Here is a 17754-nt window from a genome sequence, read left to right on the forward strand (position 1 = left end):
CAAAAACCCCGAAATTCCAAGAAATTGGCAGTTTTCGGGGTTGTTTTTTTATGTAATACGCTGATATTTAATTACTTATCTCTCATAAGGTTTCCCTCTTTGGCGAATTTAAAAAACAAATAGTAGGTTTGATTTTTATTTCACCTCCCCACCTCCGCCACCAATCCATCTATCACCTCTCTGAAATACCGGCCATTATACGGCCCGAACCAGTTCATTTCCTGAGTTTCGGCTTTGGGTTCGTTGTAATACTCGTCGGGGGTTATATAGCCCACGTATCCGCCGTTAAATGAGGTAATTATCAAGTCTTTGCCTAGTTGTTGTGCTGCCAAGTCTGACGGGCTGTATAGCATCCCTGAGTAATCGCAGGGAGTGCCTATCCAGACCATATCGCCGATTCGTAAGGCATTGATGCCTACTTGTTGTTCTCCCATCAGCCAATTAAATACCCAAGGGCGGAGACGGATATGCTTGCTTAATCGCAACTGAGGGTCGCGCAAGGCCAGTGGGAAATAAACGCTTCGTATAAGGGAGGTAGTATCTGTTTTTAACGTGCTTGTTCCAGCTTTAACAAGATTGGCGAGATTAGATGCAATCATTTCAGCTTTTTGGTACGATTCCACACCATTATCTGTGGGGTTCATGCTGCCTACTGCCCCGGCAAAAAAAGCAGCAAAATTGCATACACCCGATTGCTCAAGGCTGGTAACCAGCATACCCGGGTAGTCGGCACTTATCCGGTTATCATCTTTCGGAATATCCGTCGCATGGGCAGCATACGTAAGCACCAAAGCCGATTCTTTAGTGGCCTTTTCTATTTTCATCACACGCAGCCAGGGGTCTTCGGTGGCCGTCTCTCCGAACAAACGGTTACTTACATAGTTACCGGCGTTGAATTTCTGAAAGCCGATTTTACATTCAGAAGCACTGGCTTCGGCCTTTTTTACACTTCTTACTATTGCATCAGCAATGGTTTTTATCATCTGCTCATTCTTTGGTCCGGCCATTGCCCGGCCTCCGGGGCCACCTGCCCAGCCACCTGCACTACTGTGGGTATGTGTAGCCCCAAAATAAATATTCCCCCTGCCAAAACCAAGTTTACCGAGTGAAGAGATAACCTGTGCTGCCACCAACGGAGGCGCAATCAGGAGGTCCATGGTAATCATGGCTACCTTTTGTTGGCCGTTGTCTAAAACAATAGACCGCACATAAATACTATCATGCACCGCCGACGCCGGACTGTCGCGCAGGCCATAGCCTGCAATATAGGTTTCAGCATTTGCCGTAATATTTTCTTTACTCCACCCGCCTTTCAGGGTTGTCCCGTACCCGCCATCAATTTTGAGTGCGTTGAGCTTCTTTTTGGTTGTTGCATAATAGTCGGTCTCTTCTAGGGGGCGGTTATCATTGAAAGTGAACACGCTAACAGCCAATACTGCCAACACAACAATAAACCAGGTGAGTATTTTAATGAGTTTTTTCAAAAGGGGTTTGGGTTTTGTTATTTGCCTGGGGTAAATTTAAGTAACTTATTATGAGCATGATCGTAATACTTTATTTGTGCCCATGTTCCTCCGCAATTCTTTCTCTTAGTTTTAGTTTAAACATATTGGAAATTCTAAGAAAAAACAAAATAGTTTAGAAAAAATCAGAAGTACAAATGAATTATTTATTGGGATTTTTTGTAGTTATGCATAAAAAAAATTGACTAAAAATGAGATTAAATAACAAAGAACTATATGAATTCTTTAGGGAAAAAGGTATTACTTTTTTATATCATGCTAATACTGTTTCAACTACAATGACTTATTTAGAGCAAAGAGGGCTTTTATCAAGGGGGTTGGTTGAAAAAAAAGGATTTTATCAAACTCCTCAAACATCTGATAATGATGATAAAGTGGTTGGAGTGTGGGACGATATTTTTTTGGATACTACTAACCTTCACGGAAAATTTCCAAGACAAAATTTTTATGGACCTGTATTATTTTGCTTTAATATAGAATTTCTGTTAAAAGAAGATTATGAAATTTGGATTACAAAAAATAACCCTTGGTATTGGATAAATACCCCTAATCTTTCTGATAATTTGAAATACTTTCAAAATGTTTCTGAATTAAGAGTTAAATGGGAGAAATATGAACAACAGAAAATGATGGTAACTATCCGTAATACTAATCAATCGATTTTATTTGATTACTTAGATTATGCTTATATAGATAGACCTCACATTTTTGAAAATTCTGAGATTTTTAAAAATATGAGGCAAATATTAAGAAATCTTTTAGTTGAAAAAGGTTATTACGACAAGTTTAAATTACAAGAATGTAAAAAAGAAAGCTGTTACTGCCATGATAATTATTTAAAATTGTCAAACGAAGAGTTAAGAAGGCTTTTTTCAGCAAAGAAATACTTGAATTATAAAAATAGCCTTCAAAAAAAAGATTTAATATGATTTATGTTTAATCAATCGATTCAGCTTTTAAATCAAAACTACCACTAAAATGTAATTTCACTTTTTGCTTCCAAAAACATTTTTCGTACTTTCCCATCATAAAACATCTTTATTCAACATCCTGAAATAAGACATGAAAAAACGCTTCTCTTTATCTTTAGTCCTAGCGGTGGCTTTGGGGTATTTACAGCCCTCGCTGGCACAGAAAGTACATATTACCGACATTGACCCTTCCGTAAAACCCGGCGACGATTTCTTTATGTATGTCAACGGCAAATGGTATAATTCTGTTGAGATTCCGTCTACGCAATCGGGGGTGGGGTCTTATTCGTTCCTCAATTTTCCACAGCGTATCCGTATGCAGGGCATTCTCGACAGTGTTTCTGCTGCTAAAAATGCGGCAGGAAGTATCGAACAGAAAGTAGGTGATTTTTATGCCTCGGGTATGGACGTCGCCACTATCAACAAAAGAGGGTATGAGCCACTAAAGCCTATTCTGAAACGCATTGACGGCATAAAAGATGTGGCTTCGGTGATGAAATTTGTAGTTGAACAGCAAAAGTTTAACAACTATTCTATTATCGGGTTCCGTGTAGGGCCTGACATCAAGAATAGCGCTATCAACATTGTCAATTTAGCACAAACCGGTATCGGCTTACCTGAAAGAGATTATTATTTCAGAACCGATTCTTCAACCATTGGCATCCAGAAGGCTTATATTGCCTACCTAACTACCTTGTTCACGCTATCTGGCACGGAGGCGTCGGCTGCTGCTAAAATGGCTACTGCCGTATATGGCATTGAGAAAGAACTGGCGGCATCGCACAAAACTAATATTGAGCGTAGAAACGTGCAGGCCAATTACAACAAACTGGCCGTGGCAGATATCGCCAAAAAACAACCAAATATTGGCTGGTCGACTTATTTCAGTGGATTGGGTGTGAAGATAGACTCATTAAATGTGCAGCAACCGGCTTACTATGACCGCCTGAATGCATTGTTGACTTCTGTGTCAATAGACGACTGGAAAGCTTACCTGAAAGCCAGAACATTGACGGCCTATGCGGATTTTCTGAGTGAGCCTTTCTCAAAGGCATCTTTTGAATATTCGAAGAAGTTGTCGGGGCAGGCTACGCAAAAGCCTCGCGGAGAAGAGATTACAGAGGCTGTTGACCGCTCGCTTGGGCATGGCTTGGCACAATTGTATGTAAAAAAGTATTTCCCTGAAGAAGCCAAAAAACGTATGCGTGTGTTGGTAGATAACCTGAAAACGGCTTTTGAAAACCGCATTACCCAACTGGACTGGATGAGCGATTCTACCAAAGCCAAGGCCAAAGAAAAACTATATGCATTTAGTGAGAAAATTGGTTATCCGGATAAATGGAGAGACTACTCTTCTGTAAAAATCAACAGGGCTACTTACTTTGAAAACCGTCTGGCTACCAGTCAGAACGATTTTAATTATTCAATAGCCAAAGTGGGCAAACCTGTTGACCGCACCGAATGGGGCACTACTCCGCCGACAGTGACGGCCTACAACAACCCTCCGCTGAATGAAATTGTGTTTCCGGCAGGTATTCTGCAACCACCATACTTTGATTTGAATGCCGATGATGCCCTTAATTACGGTGGCATAGGCATGGTGATTGGTCATGAGATTACCCATTCATTTGATGATCAGGGCGCGCAATTTGATAAAGTAGGTAATGTGAAAAACTGGTGGAAAGCCGATGATTTCAAGAAGTTTAAAGCCAGAACCCAGCAGGTAATAGACCAGTATAACCAATATACCGTATTAGATTCGGTACATATAAAAGGCGCCCTGACAGTAGGTGAAAACACGGCAGACATTGCCGGAATAGCCATTGCTTTTGATGCCTTTAAAATGACAGAGCAATACAAGCGTGGTGAAAAAATAGACGGGTTTACGCCTGAGCAGCGATTCTTTATTTCTATTGCCAGAATATGGCGTGTAAAAACCAAAGACGCCTATATGCGCACCTACGTAAACACCAACCCTCACTCACCGGCCAAATGGCGCGTGAACGGCCCATTGATGAACTTTACACCTTTCTATAAAGCATTTAACGTACAACCCGGCGACAAAATGTACAAACCCGAAAGCGAACGCATTACTGTTTGGTAGGGGATGGGGAGAGAATAAAAAGACCGTAACTGCGCTGGTGGTTACGGTCTTTTTTGGTTGGTTCAATAGAACTATTGAATTATTGTGATTTTTATATTAGTGTAATTATTTTTTTTCCAATTTGTCGAAATTCTGCCTTACAATCATCAACATATTGGAAGTGACCACCGACAACACCATCTTGGCTAGTTAGTTCAAAAATTGGTTTTAAAGATTCTTGAGCCATTGGAAGAAGAGTGTGATAATTCTTAAACTCTGCAACTTGGAAATTTTGCAAATTAAGTGCTAAGTTAGGGTCAATTGCAACTAATGGATTAACAACATATTGTTGAACGTAATGTGGTATTTGTGAACCCCAGTGTGCGTATGCTTTTGTTTTCCTATTTCTATAAACGTTAAATTGCTGTAGAACATATCCGGAGAATATTGGTTTACCATTTTGTATGTTAAACGGTACAGAACCAATTCTTGCTTTTGCTAATTCATAATTTTTAATCCAATCTGCGAAAACTCTTCCTAGATTTTGAGAACCTCTAAGAGAAAATAAATCTGGTATCATAGGTACTATAAAGTTGTCGCAACCAAGAAGTATGGCTCTATTTAATGAACCTAAATTTGGACCTAGGTCAATCAAGACGTAGTCAATATTATTTTTTGTGGCAAATTCATTTATCAATCGATATATCGCCGAAGTGACTCTAAAACCTCTTTCTTGCCCAGCTAATATTTGCGTCCAAGCGCTTGACAATTCTCCATCAAAATCGGTTAACAATAAATCGCCCATAAATACCCATATATTTCTATTGGATACTTTATGTGGAGGAATGGTTTTAAAATCTCCTGCTCCAGAAATAATTGGTTCCACAGCTTTATGAATACTATTTCCACCCGGCCCCCAAGATTGATTAATTTCATTGTCATCAAATATATGTGCAGTCAAGTTGCATTGGGGATCTAGATCTACAAATAAAACTCGTTTACCTAATGTTTCTAATGAATATCCTAAATGATAAGTGAATGTTGTTTTACCAACTCCTCCTTTATTATTAAAAAATGCTATTGTTTTCAAATTATTTCAAGATTATTAAAATTGTATATTCGTTATGATAAACATTAATCACTCTCATAGAGTTTCGCAATAATAATTTAAAACCTTTGACTTGACAAGAAATAGTTATTATCCGGCACCTCTAAAACAAAAACAGCCCCAAAACCAAAGTCTCAGGGCTGCATAAAATAATAAATATAAAGACTACTCCTTCGGCCAAACGTTGTCAGATGCGGTTGAGTCCGGGAAACGGCCGTGAGGGTCAAAAGTTATTTTCTTGATTTTGCGCTTGCCAAAGTCCATAACGGCATTGTATGTACGGTTGCCGTTAAACCATACTGAGGCAGGCCAGGTAACTTCGGCAGTGGTGGCATCAATCATTTTGGCGTTAGGCATGGCTTTAATGGCCGGGCCTTCTGCTTCAAACTCTACTTTCAGCACTACAGGAGACGGCATTTGCCCCGCCTGATGCACCGTAACAGTTGTTTTGCCGTTAGCAGTTTTTACCTCTTGTATCGAGCTTTCAACGGTTTCGGTTGTCCATAGCCAGTAGTACCAGAACCAGTTCAAATCCTGTTTCAACTCATTGTTCATAAAGAAGATATAATCCCACGGAGACGGGTGCTTGTAGCTCCAGGTAGTGGTATATTTTTTCATGGCGTTCATTACGGCGGTGTCTCCCACAATGCCACCCAACATAGATAACATCAAAGGCGTTTTACCATACGTCTGGAAGCGGTAACCGCTGCCCGCATCATTGGCGCTCCACATCAGAGGGGCTTCGCTTTCATCGCCCGTTACCCGGCCATAGCTTTGTCCCAATCCGTCCAATTTGTAAGGTCTTCCGGCCATATCAGCATTAGATAGTATGTTCATATACTGGTTAAAGCCCTCGTCCATCCAGCCGTAGCGGGTTTCATTGTTGCCCACCACCATCGGCCACCATTGGTGTCCGGTTTCATGGTCAGCCGCACCTTGGTTTGAGTTAATAACCATCGGGTATTCCATACCTGCACTCGGGCCGTCCTGCAAGGTCATCTGAGGAAACGGATAAGGTGCCCATAGTTTTGAATAGAACTCCAAGGCATGGCGGGTAATCACACCCGCTTTTTCAAACAATTTGGCTCTTTCAGGCAGGTAAACCATGTGGATTGGAATGGGGCCTTTGCCCGGTATGTTGGCGCGTGTGGCTCTCCATACAAAGTTTTCGGCGGTTGCCCAGGCAAAGTCATTCACCTTGTCGGCAGCAAAATGCCAGGTAAGTTTGTCGCCCGCTGCTGTGGCTTTTCCGGAGCCTGTTTCAGTCTCGCTCACAATGGTTACTTCATCGTTTGAGTTAAGCACCGTTGCCAGTCGTTGTCTGGCGGTTGGGGTCAACACCTCGTTCGGGTTTTGCAGTACGCCCGTGCCACTCACAATCCAGCCGCCGGGTACGGTTATGTACACATCATATTTTCCAAAATTATTATAGAACTCTGCAGGCCCGAGATAAGGGCTGGTTTCCCAACCGCGTAGGTCATCATATTTAGCCAGACGAGGGAACCACTGCGTAGGTTGAAACAACTTGCTATCAAAACGCTGGGTCATGCGGTGACCTAATCCCTGCGACCCACCCGGCAGTTTGGTGTGCCAGTCAATATCCAGCACGGCGGTGGCTCCGGCTTTTACAGGATTAGCAAGGGTGATAGTAGCTATAGTCTGCTTAAGGCCATATACCTGCAATTTACCACTTGCCATACTACCTCCACGACCCATCGGCGGGGGAGGTGTCAGGTCTACGGTTTGTCCGTCAACTTTCAGGCTGGTTACAATCATACCTTCTGTTGATTCAGCTGGTACAGATGCCCCGCGCTGAATTTCGGGACGGAAAAGGTTATGGTCAAGGCGAAGCACAATCGTTTTCAAATCATCCTTGCTGTTATTATGCACTGTAATTTTCTCCGAACCGGTTATGGTTTGGGTGGCAGGGTCGAGGCTTGCATGAATGGTAAAGTCAGTTTCCAGTTGCCAGTAATTAGGGCCGGGCTTACCTGAGAAATCACGGGTACCGGCAGCAAATGCCTTCCGGATAGAGTTGGTCATAGGAACACCAAGCCTGATTGTCCGCTTAGAAGTTTCAGTGTTTGTGTAGACGGGAGGGGGTGTTTGTTGCGCTGATACCAAGGTTTGGGCTATCAGTAGTGTAATGAGGGTAATTCGGGCAATCATAATTAGAGAGGCTGTTAAGAGTTTGCTAATATAGATTGCTAATTTAGTAATATTTGGTGTAAAGGCAACGGGTTGGCCGGTTTAGCGCCTCACCTTTTAAAAGAAGATGCCCTCACTTTCAATTCTACCGGAAAAACGATGGTCTTTGCCTCTATAGCGGTGTCGGCAGGGGCATTGAGCATTTCCAGAAGGTGATTAATGATAGAAGAAGCAATTTGCTTGACAGGCTGGCTCACGGCTGTTATGGCGGGGGTAAGCACATCATACAGCAGGTGGTCATCAAAACTCACCAGCCCCAGTTGTGCATATTTGCCGCCCAGTTTATTGATGGCTTTCAGGCCGCCCAACGTAAGGAAATTGGTACTGAAAAATACTGAGTCCAACGCTTCATTGGCCAACAGAAACTGAGATATTTTATTGGTAATTTCTTCGTAATTAAGCTCATACGGCAATTTGAGTAAATGCGGTTTTAAATCTACCGACTCAATAAATTGCTGGTACCCGTCTATACGCTCTACCTGGCTGTATAAATCAAGTGTTATAAAGCCAATGTTTCTGAACCCGTTTTCATATAAATGTCGGGTAGCTTCATAAGCCCCGGTTTTGTTATCAACTACTATGTTAAATGTATTGATTTCGGGGAAATGGCAGTTGTAAATAATGAGGGGTTTGCCTTCTTTGCGCAGGTCTTCAATTACTTCTTCAATACCTGCAATGGGAGAGATAATAAAGCCATCTACGTTGCGGTCGTGCAGCAGTTTAATAACCGATTTCATCTGGTTCAGTTCGTTGTTTGAGCTGGCTACAATGAGAGTATATCCGGCTTTTAGTGCTATTTTTTCTATGCCACTAGCTACTTCAGAGAAGAAGGGGTTGTCGATGTCGCCCACTATCATGCCTATAGTACGGCTTTTACCGGTACTCAGGCTGCGGCCTAAATGATTAGGTTGATAGCCAATTTCTTTAATATAGGTCTCGATTTTCCGGATAACTTCTTTGCTGATACGTTTTTCCTGACCTTTACCGTTCAGAACAAACGAGAGCGTTGTAACAGAGACCTGTAGCTCTTGTGCTACGTCGTAAATTGACTTTCTTTTTTTCAAGGGTGGTGATATAAATTATTCTCAAAAATAAAACAATTATCGGATATTTTCAGGTTTTTCACCTTTTACCTGCTGCTTTTGATATAGCAGGTTTACGTAATAAGTTCTGAAAACCGGAGAAAATAAATACATGAATCTTTAAAAGGTGGAAACCCGATTTTTGATTGATGAATCTCTGTTCAAGGTTTTGAAGTGAAATTTGTGGGTTTTAAACGCGCAGAGGAATATTTTTAAATCCGGTTTTTGCTTTTCGACCCTATTTTTTACAGCTGAATATGTAACTTTGAGAAGTAATTTTTTATCAGTTTTTACCATGAATATAGAAATAAACCAGATTAACCACGTATCAGTAGCGGAGTTAAAAGCAGAAGGGGTTGTAATTAACAATGTGCAGGATGCCCTAGATGCATTGGCCAATGCCGGTTATGCGGGCGCCGATAAGATGATTTTACATGCAAAGAACATTACCCCTGATTTTTTTGATTTGAAGACAAAACTTGCAGGCGAAATACTACAGAAGTTTTCTAACTACAATATGCCGCTTGCAATAGTGGGCCACTACAGCCAGTACAAAAGCAAAAGCCTGACAGATTTTATGTATGAAAGTAATAAAGGCGGAAGGGTAAATTTTGTGAGCAGTGTGGAAGAGGCAATAGAGAAACTGGTGAAGAAATAAAAAGCCTACATCTGTGTAGATACAGGCTTTTAAAAGCTGGCCGGTTAATGGCTTATAGCTCTTTTATTTTAATGTTTTTGTACCACACTTTATCGCCGTGGTCCTGGATAGCAATTTTACCTTTGGCAAATTTACCAAAGCCTTCCCACGATTTAAACTTGCTGTTAGCAACCATGCTATCCCAAGCCGGGCCCGACAAATCAAATTCAACGGTTTGTTTGCCATTCAGCCAGAAAGTGCCTTTATTGGCTTTGCGGTCAATTCTCATTTTAGCCACGTTCCATTCGCCAGCAGGTTTTACTGCCTCAAATGTAGACGGAGGTATTAAATCATACAACGAACCAGCCTTATGATTACCGTTTTTACCGGCTTTGGCATCAGAGTGGCGTTGGTCGTCCAATACCTGCATTTCAGGGCCGGTTACATAAGGGCAGCAGTATTTTTTGTCTTCTACCACACCCCACATTATACCGCTGTTGCCGCCTTCGGCTATTTTCCACTCTAATTCCAGCTCAAAGCTTTCATATTCTTTATCAGTTACCATGTCTCCGCCGCCTTTGGCTGTTAATACCATGGCGCCGTCTTCTATTTTCCATTTGTCTGAAACAGGCTCGGTTTTGTTAAAAGCGTGCCAGCCGGTAAAATCTTTTCCATTAAAAATAGATACCCATTTTCCTTTTTTCTGCGCAAAAGAGGTAGTTGCGCAAGCCATCAATAGTGTCATCAGGGCAATGCCACCCAATTTAATTTTTTTCATTTAAATATTCGCTTAAGGTTGATTTTGCTTCAAAAGTACATAATAAAACAGGTGCAAACCAAATGAGATAATAATATTCTTCATTAAGCTTTTATTAGCAAAAATTCTGTTTTCAAAAACAATACCGAGGGCGCAAAGCACCCCCGGCATGAGATTTTAAATGCTATTAAATACCTAATGCCTTACGGTTTACTTTCTCGTCGGCTCCGGTAGCGGCAAAATCATCAAAGGCGCGGGTGGCCACCTGAATGATATGGCTGGCGATGAAAGGTGCGCCTTCTGCGGCACCCTGCTCTGACGATTTAATGCAGCATTCCCATTCAAGTACAGCCCAGCTGTCGTAATTGTATTGTGACAACTTGCTGAAAATGCTGGAAAAATCTACCTGGCCATCGCCCAAAGAGCGGAAACGACCGGCGCGGTCTGCCCACCCGGCATAACCGCTATAAACGCCCTGGCGACCCGATGGATTGAACTCAGCATCTTTTACATGGAATGCCTTGATGCGGTCGTGATATAAATCAATAAATGCCAGGTAATCCAGTTGTTGTAATACAAAATGGCTTGGGTCATAATTGATACAAGCGCGTTTATGGCCTTTCAGATAATCAACAAACATTTCGAAAGTTGAACCATCAAAAAGGTCTTCTCCCGGGTGAAGCTCGTAGCAATAATCCACTCCGTTTTCGTCAAAAGCATTCAGGATTGGTTTCCAGCGGCGTGCCAGTTCTTTAAAAGCCGTTTCAATCAAGCCGGCAGGGCGTTGCGGCCATGGGTAAAGAAATGGCCATGCCAAAGCACCTGAGAAACCAACGTGCGATGTCAGCCCAAGATTCTGCGATGCCTTAGCTGCCCAAAGTAATTGTTGTTCTGCCCATTTGCGGCGCGCTTTTTCGTTTCCATGCACAGAGGCAGGGGCAAACGCATCATACATAGCGTTATACGCTGGGTGAGACGCTATTAATTGGCCTTGTAAGTGGGTTGATAATTCCGTAATGGCAAGACCTTTATCGGCCAGTTTGCCTTTTAGTTCGTCGGCATACGTTTGTGACTCCGCTGCTTTTTGCAGGTCAATCACGCGGCTATCCCAGGTTGGTAACTGAATACCTTTGTAGCCTAAGCCTGCCATGTAGTCGGCAATGGTATCTAATGAGTTAAAAGGGGCTTCATCGCCCATGAACTGCGCTAAAAATATGGCTGGTCCTTTGATGGTTTTCATAATTATATTTTTTTATATTGAGTGATTGTGTGAGTTAGTGATTGAGTGATTATTGTTTTGTGCTTTTTCTGGCTTTTGCTAGAATAGATAATAGCTCATAACCTTCTTTGATTAATTCCTGTAATCTTTCTAAGGTTTGAAAACCTACATCAATAATCATTTCCAGCCAAAATAAAGACTCGTCTAATTCTTCAATAACTATAGATACTTTTGAAAAAAACTCATTCCGGCTTCTTGCTCTTCTGACAGCTCTATAATTTGCCGCCGCAGATGAAGCAGACCTCACTAACTGAGTTTTGAAAACATTAGCTTCTATTTTAGCCGGAAGAGACTCAGAAACCTTAATGCTTCTGATTGCAAAAGATTTAATTCGCTTCATCATTAATTCTGCAAATTCTTCTTTGGGCAAATATGCCGCCTGAGCCTCTTCAAGAAAAAAACTCATTCAATTATATAAGTTAAGAAATGCCAGGTTTTCAATTTTAATTAATTAAACCAATGGTTAATCACTAAAACACTCATTCACTAACTCACTAAATTAAATTTTATCCCTTAAACTTCACCCACTTAGAGTTGCTTTTGCCTGAGGCGATAACCGTTTCTACGAATTGCATACCCCTGATACCATCATCGATTGTCGGGAAATCCAGTTCGATTTCGGTTGGCGTTTCTCCGTTCATTCTTTTGCGAACTGTACGGGCAAAATTGCGGTAGATATTGGCAAAAGCTTCGAGGTATCCTTCCGGATGGCCCGATGGAAGGCGAATATTGGCCTTAGCCTCCGGGCAAAGATTGCCTACAGAAGGGCGGTAAATCTTTTGGAACTCCTGCGATTTATGAATCAAGCTATTAGGTTCTTGCTGAAACCAGGTTACGCTGCCAAGTTCACCGTAAACTCTGATGTTCAGGTTGTTCTCGTCGCCGTTAGCTATCTGACTGCAATGCAATAATCCTTTGGCTCCGCCCTCAAAGTGTAGCAACACGTTGGCATCGTCATCAAGCAGGCGGCCATCCACAAATGTGCTTACATCGGCACACATTTCGGTAATTTTCAAACCTGTAATATACTCTGCAAGATTTTCAGCGTGGGTTCCTATATCTCCTACGGCTCCGGCAATACCCGAACGCTTAGGGTCTGTGCGCCATTCAGCCTGTTTGTATCCGCGTTTTTCTTCCAGAAAAGCCAGCCATCCCTGCGGATATTCCACTACTACCTTACGGATTTTACCCAGTGCACCACTTTGAACCAAATGGCGTGCCTGTTTTACCATGGGGTACCCGGTGTAGTTGTGCGTAAGCGCAAATGTCAATCCGGTTTTTTCAATAATGTCTTTCAGTTTTTTTGCTTCCGGTAGTGTAAATGTTACAGGTTTGTCGCAAATAACATGAAACCCGTTCTCAAGGGCCATTTTTGCAGGTGCAAAGTGCATGTGGTTAGGAGTAACGATAGACACAGCATCCATGCGGTCTTTGCGGCGTTTCTCTTTCTGAATCATTTCTTTGAAATCGCCATAGCATCTTTCAGGTGCTAGCATCAGGTCTTCTCCTGACGCCTTTGATTTCTCTGCTGTAGAGCTGAATGCCCCGCATACTAATTCAATTTCGCCATCAATGGCTGCAGCAGTGCGGTGAACGGCACCAATAAACGCACCACGACCACCACCAACCATTCCCATTCGGATTTTTCGTTGCATATTGTAAACTAGTGGGTTGAAATTTTAAATGAAACCATTATATAAATCATCATTTTTCTGTAAGTTAATTTGGAAAAACGATTTCGGAATTAAAAAATTGATTATTATTGTCTCAAATTGTGACAAAGTGATTTTATTGTATCAGAATTTAATTTTTTTGCTTCAGTTAAATTTGTTTTAGTATTAAAAACGATTTACAGCCTCATTAAAGGCCAAAATTTTCTTAAAAATCTGAAATAATTATCATGGTGTAAAATAAAAGCGTTTAATCTGATTTTACAATTAAGATTTCTTTTTATTTCTTTGATTTTCGGCTGTTTTTAAAGAAAACAAGCCTCAATTAGCAGAAAAAAATGGCTATTATGATGGATATTCCATTAATCGTAGGCAGAAATGGTCAGTTCATCGCATAATTACAATATTGTTAATTATCTGGTTTATTAGCAGTTTGTCTGAATTTTATCTAGTCTTATTAAACAGAATATTATTCGGCATAAATGCGAATTTCATTTGCTTAGAATTACGTTTCAAATTGCCCTATAATTGTAAAGATTACAATTATTAATATCATTTTCTTTTGAAACAATGCAAAAAAAGCTACTTTTACGCTCATAAAAATTTATTAAACCCTAAAAAACTACAAACTCTTATGGTTAATCAGTCGCGTTTATTTCTAGGGAGCTGTTTCGCCTTGATTACTACAGCTTTTTCATTCAGTATTCGTGCAGGTATTCTTAAACAATTAGGGGCAGAATATGGCTTTACTGCAGAGCAACTTGGTACCATAAACCAAATGTGGTTTCTGGGCTTCCCCATCTCAATGATTGTAGGAGGGCTAATCTACAACTCAATAGGGGGTAAAAAAATTATGCAGTTTGCTTTTCTTTCACACACATTAGGTATTTTGCTTACTATTTTTTCAGGAGGCAGCTACACAGTGTTATTGATTTCAACACTTTTTATTGGTTTGGGCAATGGCTGTACTGAGGCCGCTTGTAACCCGATGATTGCCGATGCTTATGAAGGAAATAAGATGAGTACCATGCTTAACCGTTTCCACATGTGGTTCCCTGGTGGTATCGTTATTGGTTCCTTAATATCTTATTTCATGACAATTGCAGGCTTTAACTGGCAGACACAGATTTGTGTTATTTTGGTTCCAACTGTTATCTATGTTGTATTGTTTTGGGGTCAGATGTTTCCTAAGCCAAAAGTTCAGGAGGCTGCATCTATAAAAGAAAACCTGAAGGCCATGGCCAGTCCGCTTTTCATTTTCATGTTTCTTTGTATGGCCTTAACGTCAATCTCTGAGTTTGGTCCACAACAGTGGATTGACCTGATTTTAGGTAGCAGCGGTGCAAACCCTATGGTACTTTTAGCCTTAACTACCGGTACCATGGCAGTGGCAAGATTCTTTGCCGGGCCAATTATTCATAAAATTGACCAGACAGGTGTATTATTAATATCAGCAGTTTTGGCAGCCATCGGGTTATACATGTATAGTTCATTAACGGGCGATGTTCTTTATTTTGCAGCTATAGTTTATGCCTGTGGTATTGCTTATTTCTGGCCAAATATGGTGGGTTTTGTAGCAGACAAAATTCCGGCCAGCGGGGCATTGGGAATGTCAATTATTGGTGGTGTAGGTATGTTTTCAAGTTCGATTTTCCAGCCAATCATTGGTCGTTGGATTGATGAAGCGCATGCTGAAAAAGCAGCCACGGGGTTAACTGGCGACGCACTGGAACTTGCAGCAGGACAAGCCACCCTTAGCACCATGGTATTATTCCCACTTATACTAATTGTTGCATTTATTGGTTTGTTTTTCTTTATGAAAAACAGAAAAAAGATTGCTTAATTTAGACATTAATCAACATATTTTCAGGAAAGCCTTGTTAATTCGTTTAGCAAGGCTTTTTTGTTATTTTTGCTGCCAATTCAATTTTAACCTGGCTAATAAAGCAACCGGCTTTGAGTTTTCTTGCCTCTTATGTAACGAAACCGCCAAAGGGTTGCCTATGCTTCAATACTATTAACAATGCTAACTATTTCTACCCCAGGCAGGATTTGCCTTTTCGGCGAACATCAGGATTACCTCGGCCTACCCGTTATTGCCGCTGCAATTTCACGCAGAGTACAGATGACAGGTCAACATCGCAGCGATAACAAAATCATTATACATCTGCCGGATATCGGCTCTGAATTGCAGATGGAAGTTTTTGCAACCAGAATGCCGTATCGGGAAAAACGAGATTATTTCAGAAGTGGTTATAACGTTTTGATTGACAAAGGGCTGAAGTTCTCTAAAGGCATAGAGTGTACGGTAAATGGTAATATACCTATCAATTCGGGTACCTCCAGTTCGTCGGCACTTTTGGTTACCTGGATTCATTTCCTGTCAAAAATGGCAGATGTTCCACGTCATTTTACATCGCAGGAACTTGGAGAACTGGCCTACATTGCCGAGATTGTAGAGTTTAACGAACCCGGAGGTATGATGGATCAGTTATCTACTGCCATAGGTAATGCAGTTTACCTTCAGTTTGAACCCAAAGTAGTTGTAAGAGAGTTAAAACCGAATCTGGGTACTTTCGTATTGGCCGATTCACGAGAGCCCAAAGACACCATTGGTGTTTTAAAGCGGGCCAAGTTTGCCAGGTTAGAACTCATACAGAAAATCAGGCAGACTCTTCCCTCATTTTCTTTGCATGATTTCAATACCTCCGGTCAGGAAGACCTCAAAAAGCTGTTAACGAACGATGAGTATGCCTTGCTGGGAGGCACATTGCGTAACAGAGATATTTTAAGAGAAGCGCTGGCATTATTTGAGTCGGGTGAAATGTCCAACGAGAAACTCGGGCAATTACTGATAGAGCATCATGGTATTTTAAGAGACTTACTGCAGATTTCAACGCCTAAAATTGAGGCAATGATGTCGGCAGCTTTGGCGGCAGGGGCCCTGGGCGGTAAGATTAATGGCTCTGGCGGTGGCGGATGTATGTTCGTATATGCACCACATGAACCAGAGAAAGTGGCAGACGCTATGAATGCAGTAGGCGGTAGAAGCTACATAATTAGAATTGACCGCGGAACTACAGTTCATATTTCATGAAATGATAAGAATCATAAAAGCCTGTGATTTTTTTCTTCTAAATGTTCTTATTATATCCGTTTAATAATTATTTTTGTTTTCAAATTGTTGCCTTGCCTGTTTTTAAGGTACACCTCATCTGCAGAACTTGCCATTTTAAATTTGAATTATTGAATTTCAATATAGTTTTTCCCTAACTATCCTGGAACATAACAACCAATGAAAATACGTCAGACAAAGTTTGTTGATAATACCTGGAAAGAAATTTTGAAGCATGAAGGTTTTTCAAATCAAAAAGCCGGGCTTGTTCTTGCATTTGGCGAAAGAATACTGTTAGATAGTTATAATGCTTTCTCTTTTCTTCAGCAGGAGTTTCCGGCTGCAGAAATAATAATTAATTCAACTTCAGGTGAAATCTACGAAAACAGTGTTCATGATGATACAATCATTGTAACTGCGATTGAATTTGAAAAAACCAGGGTAAAAACCGTAAAAATTGATATTGCAGACCATTCCGAGAGTTTTAATGCCGGCGAGACCATTGCACAGTGTCTGAAAGAAGATGACCTGGCCGCAATTATCGTGATTTCGGATGGGGGCAAGGTAAACGGTAGCAAGTTAATTGAAGCCTTGAATCTGGCGGTTGATACGGGCGTATCTATTTCAGGAGGCTTGGCCGGAGATGCAGGCAGGTTTGAAAAAACACTGGTGGGATTAAACGAAAAACCAACCGAAGGCAGAATTGTAGGCATTGGCCTGTATGGTAAAGACCTGAAAGTTGGGCATGGAACAAAAGGTGGCTGGGATGTATTTGGCCCCGAAAGAGAAGTTACAGAGTCTGAATATAACGTCTTATATAAAATTGGAGAGAGCGCAGCTCTTGACTTGTACAAAGATTACCTGGGCAAGTATGCCAAAGATTTACCAGGTGCAGCACTGCTGTTTCCGTTATCGATTCGGGTAAAACCCGACTCTGAGCCTATTGTAAGAACCATTCTTACCATAGATGAAGAAAAGAAAAGTATGACATTTGCCGGCGAATTACCCAAAGGCGCTATGGTAAGGTTTATGAAGGCCAATTTTGACCATCTGGTTGATGCATCCGCTTCTGCTGCGCAATCTTCAGTTAAAAGCATCGGTAACAAACCTGAATTGGCCCTTTTAATTAGTTGCGTAGGCCGTAAATTGGTATTGGGACAAAGAATTGATGAAGAGGTAGAGGCAGCCAGAGATATTTTTGGCGACACAACCGTTGTCACGGGCTTTTATTCTTACGGAGAAATTTCGCCGTTGACACCCAATGCGCAATGCGAATTGCATAATCAAACCATGACCATTACCACTTTTTCAGAAAATTAAT

At 41.3% G+C, this 17754-nt stretch carries 14 protein-coding genes; 6 read left to right on the forward strand and 8 right to left on the reverse strand.

The features are described 5' to 3' along the window. Positions 1-140: 140 nt before the first annotated feature. The gene (locus C0V77_RS16730) at positions 141-1484 is read right to left on the reverse strand and encodes a neutral/alkaline non-lysosomal ceramidase N-terminal domain-containing protein (protein WP_158237970.1); all 1344 of its coding nucleotides are present in this window, start codon (positions 1482-1484) and stop codon (positions 141-143) included. Positions 1485-1714: 230 nt separating this feature from the next. Here C0V77_RS16730 and C0V77_RS16735 point away from each other — a divergent pair, with 230 nt between their 5' ends. After that, positions 1715-2452 (forward strand): hypothetical protein, encoded by a 738-nt coding sequence (locus tag C0V77_RS16735; RefSeq protein WP_101727510.1) that lies wholly within the window; start codon positions 1715-1717, stop codon positions 2450-2452. A 133-nt stretch (positions 2453-2585) separates the two neighbouring features. Next, on the forward strand, positions 2586-4598 hold the full coding sequence (locus tag C0V77_RS16740; RefSeq protein WP_101727511.1) for a M13 family metallopeptidase: 2013 nt from the start codon (positions 2586-2588) through the stop codon (positions 4596-4598). Positions 4599-4689: 91 nt separating this feature from the next. Here C0V77_RS16740 and C0V77_RS16745 read toward each other — a convergent pair whose 3' ends face one another. From C0V77_RS16745 to C0V77_RS16755, 3 genes are all read right to left on the reverse strand, one after another. Then, positions 4690-5667, reverse strand: coding sequence for a ParA family protein (locus C0V77_RS16745; protein ID WP_101727512.1), 978 nt, complete (start codon positions 5665-5667; stop codon positions 4690-4692). Between the two features lie 183 nt (positions 5668-5850). Continuing rightward, positions 5851-7854, reverse strand: coding sequence for a M1 family metallopeptidase (locus C0V77_RS16750; protein WP_101727513.1), 2004 nt, complete (start codon positions 7852-7854; stop codon positions 5851-5853). 89 nt (positions 7855-7943) lie between these two features. Further along, positions 7944-8957, reverse strand: a complete 1014-nt coding sequence (locus C0V77_RS16755; protein ID WP_101727514.1) for a LacI family DNA-binding transcriptional regulator — start codon at positions 8955-8957, stop codon at positions 7944-7946. 313 nt (positions 8958-9270) lie between these two features. On the opposite strand from C0V77_RS16755, the gene C0V77_RS16760 reads away from it, so the two are divergent. Continuing rightward, the gene (locus C0V77_RS16760) at positions 9271-9633 is read left to right on the forward strand and encodes a DUF4180 domain-containing protein (protein WP_101727515.1); all 363 of its coding nucleotides are present in this window, start codon (positions 9271-9273) and stop codon (positions 9631-9633) included. 52 nt (positions 9634-9685) lie between these two features. On the opposite strand, the gene C0V77_RS16765 is transcribed toward C0V77_RS16760, so the two are convergent. From C0V77_RS16765 to C0V77_RS16780, 4 genes are all read right to left on the reverse strand, one after another. Then, positions 9686-10390, reverse strand: coding sequence for a DUF1080 domain-containing protein (locus C0V77_RS16765; RefSeq protein ID WP_101727516.1), 705 nt, complete (start codon positions 10388-10390; stop codon positions 9686-9688). Between the two features lie 166 nt (positions 10391-10556). Next, on the reverse strand, positions 10557-11609 hold the full coding sequence (locus tag C0V77_RS16770) for a sugar phosphate isomerase/epimerase (protein WP_101727517.1): 1053 nt from the start codon (positions 11607-11609) through the stop codon (positions 10557-10559). Positions 11610-11658: 49 nt separating this feature from the next. After that, positions 11659-12054, reverse strand: a complete 396-nt coding sequence (locus C0V77_RS16775) for a four helix bundle protein (RefSeq protein ID WP_229236302.1) — start codon at positions 12052-12054, stop codon at positions 11659-11661. A 100-nt stretch (positions 12055-12154) separates the two neighbouring features. Further along, positions 12155-13303 (reverse strand): Gfo/Idh/MocA family protein, encoded by a 1149-nt coding sequence (locus C0V77_RS16780; protein WP_229236303.1) that lies wholly within the window; start codon positions 13301-13303, stop codon positions 12155-12157. A gap of 649 nt (positions 13304-13952) precedes the next feature. Here C0V77_RS16780 and C0V77_RS16785 point away from each other — a divergent pair. The 3 genes from C0V77_RS16785 to C0V77_RS16795 all read left to right on the forward strand — a co-directional run bounded on the left by C0V77_RS16785 (position 13953) and on the right by C0V77_RS16795 (position 17753). Further along, positions 13953-15161, forward strand: coding sequence for a sugar MFS transporter (locus C0V77_RS16785; RefSeq protein ID WP_101727518.1), 1209 nt, complete (start codon positions 13953-13955; stop codon positions 15159-15161). Between the two features lie 180 nt (positions 15162-15341). Continuing rightward, positions 15342-16415 (forward strand): mevalonate kinase, encoded by a 1074-nt coding sequence (locus tag C0V77_RS16790; protein ID WP_101727519.1) that lies wholly within the window; start codon positions 15342-15344, stop codon positions 16413-16415. Between the two features lie 198 nt (positions 16416-16613). After that, on the forward strand, positions 16614-17753 hold the full coding sequence (locus C0V77_RS16795) for an FIST signal transduction protein (protein ID WP_101727520.1): 1140 nt from the start codon (positions 16614-16616) through the stop codon (positions 17751-17753). Position 17754 lies beyond the last annotated feature (1 nt).

Origin of the sequence: Emticicia sp. TH156 (assembly GCF_002855535.1) — a bacterium.
GTDB lineage: Bacteria > Bacteroidota > Bacteroidia > Cytophagales > Spirosomataceae > Emticicia > Emticicia fluvialis.

Excerpts from the sequence above, each read along its gene's own strand:
- C0V77_RS16735 (WP_101727510.1), top strand. The coding sequence starts at position 1,715 with ATGAGATTAAATAACAAAGAACTATATGAATTCTTTAGGGAAAAAGGT.
- C0V77_RS16740 (WP_101727511.1), top strand. The coding sequence starts at position 2,586 with ATGAAAAAACGCTTCTCTTTATCTTTAGTCCTAGCGGTGGCTTTGGGG.
- C0V77_RS16750 (WP_101727513.1), bottom strand. The coding sequence starts at position 7,854 with ATGATTGCCCGAATTACCCTCATTACACTACTGATAGCCCAAACCTTG.
- C0V77_RS16760 (WP_101727515.1), top strand. The coding sequence starts at position 9,271 with ATGAATATAGAAATAAACCAGATTAACCACGTATCAGTAGCGGAGTTA.
- C0V77_RS16765 (WP_101727516.1), bottom strand. The coding sequence starts at position 10,390 with ATGAAAAAAATTAAATTGGGTGGCATTGCCCTGATGACACTATTGATG.
- C0V77_RS16770 (WP_101727517.1), bottom strand. The coding sequence starts at position 11,609 with ATGAAAACCATCAAAGGACCAGCCATATTTTTAGCGCAGTTCATGGGC.
- C0V77_RS16775 (WP_229236302.1), bottom strand. The coding sequence starts at position 12,054 with ATGAGTTTTTTTCTTGAAGAGGCTCAGGCGGCATATTTGCCCAAAGAA.
- C0V77_RS16780 (WP_229236303.1), bottom strand. The coding sequence starts at position 13,303 with ATGCAACGAAAAATCCGAATGGGAATGGTTGGTGGTGGTCGTGGTGCG.
- C0V77_RS16785 (WP_101727518.1), top strand. The coding sequence starts at position 13,953 with ATGGTTAATCAGTCGCGTTTATTTCTAGGGAGCTGTTTCGCCTTGATT.
- C0V77_RS16790 (WP_101727519.1), top strand. The coding sequence starts at position 15,342 with ATGCTAACTATTTCTACCCCAGGCAGGATTTGCCTTTTCGGCGAACAT.
- C0V77_RS16795 (WP_101727520.1), top strand. The coding sequence starts at position 16,614 with ATGAAAATACGTCAGACAAAGTTTGTTGATAATACCTGGAAAGAAATT.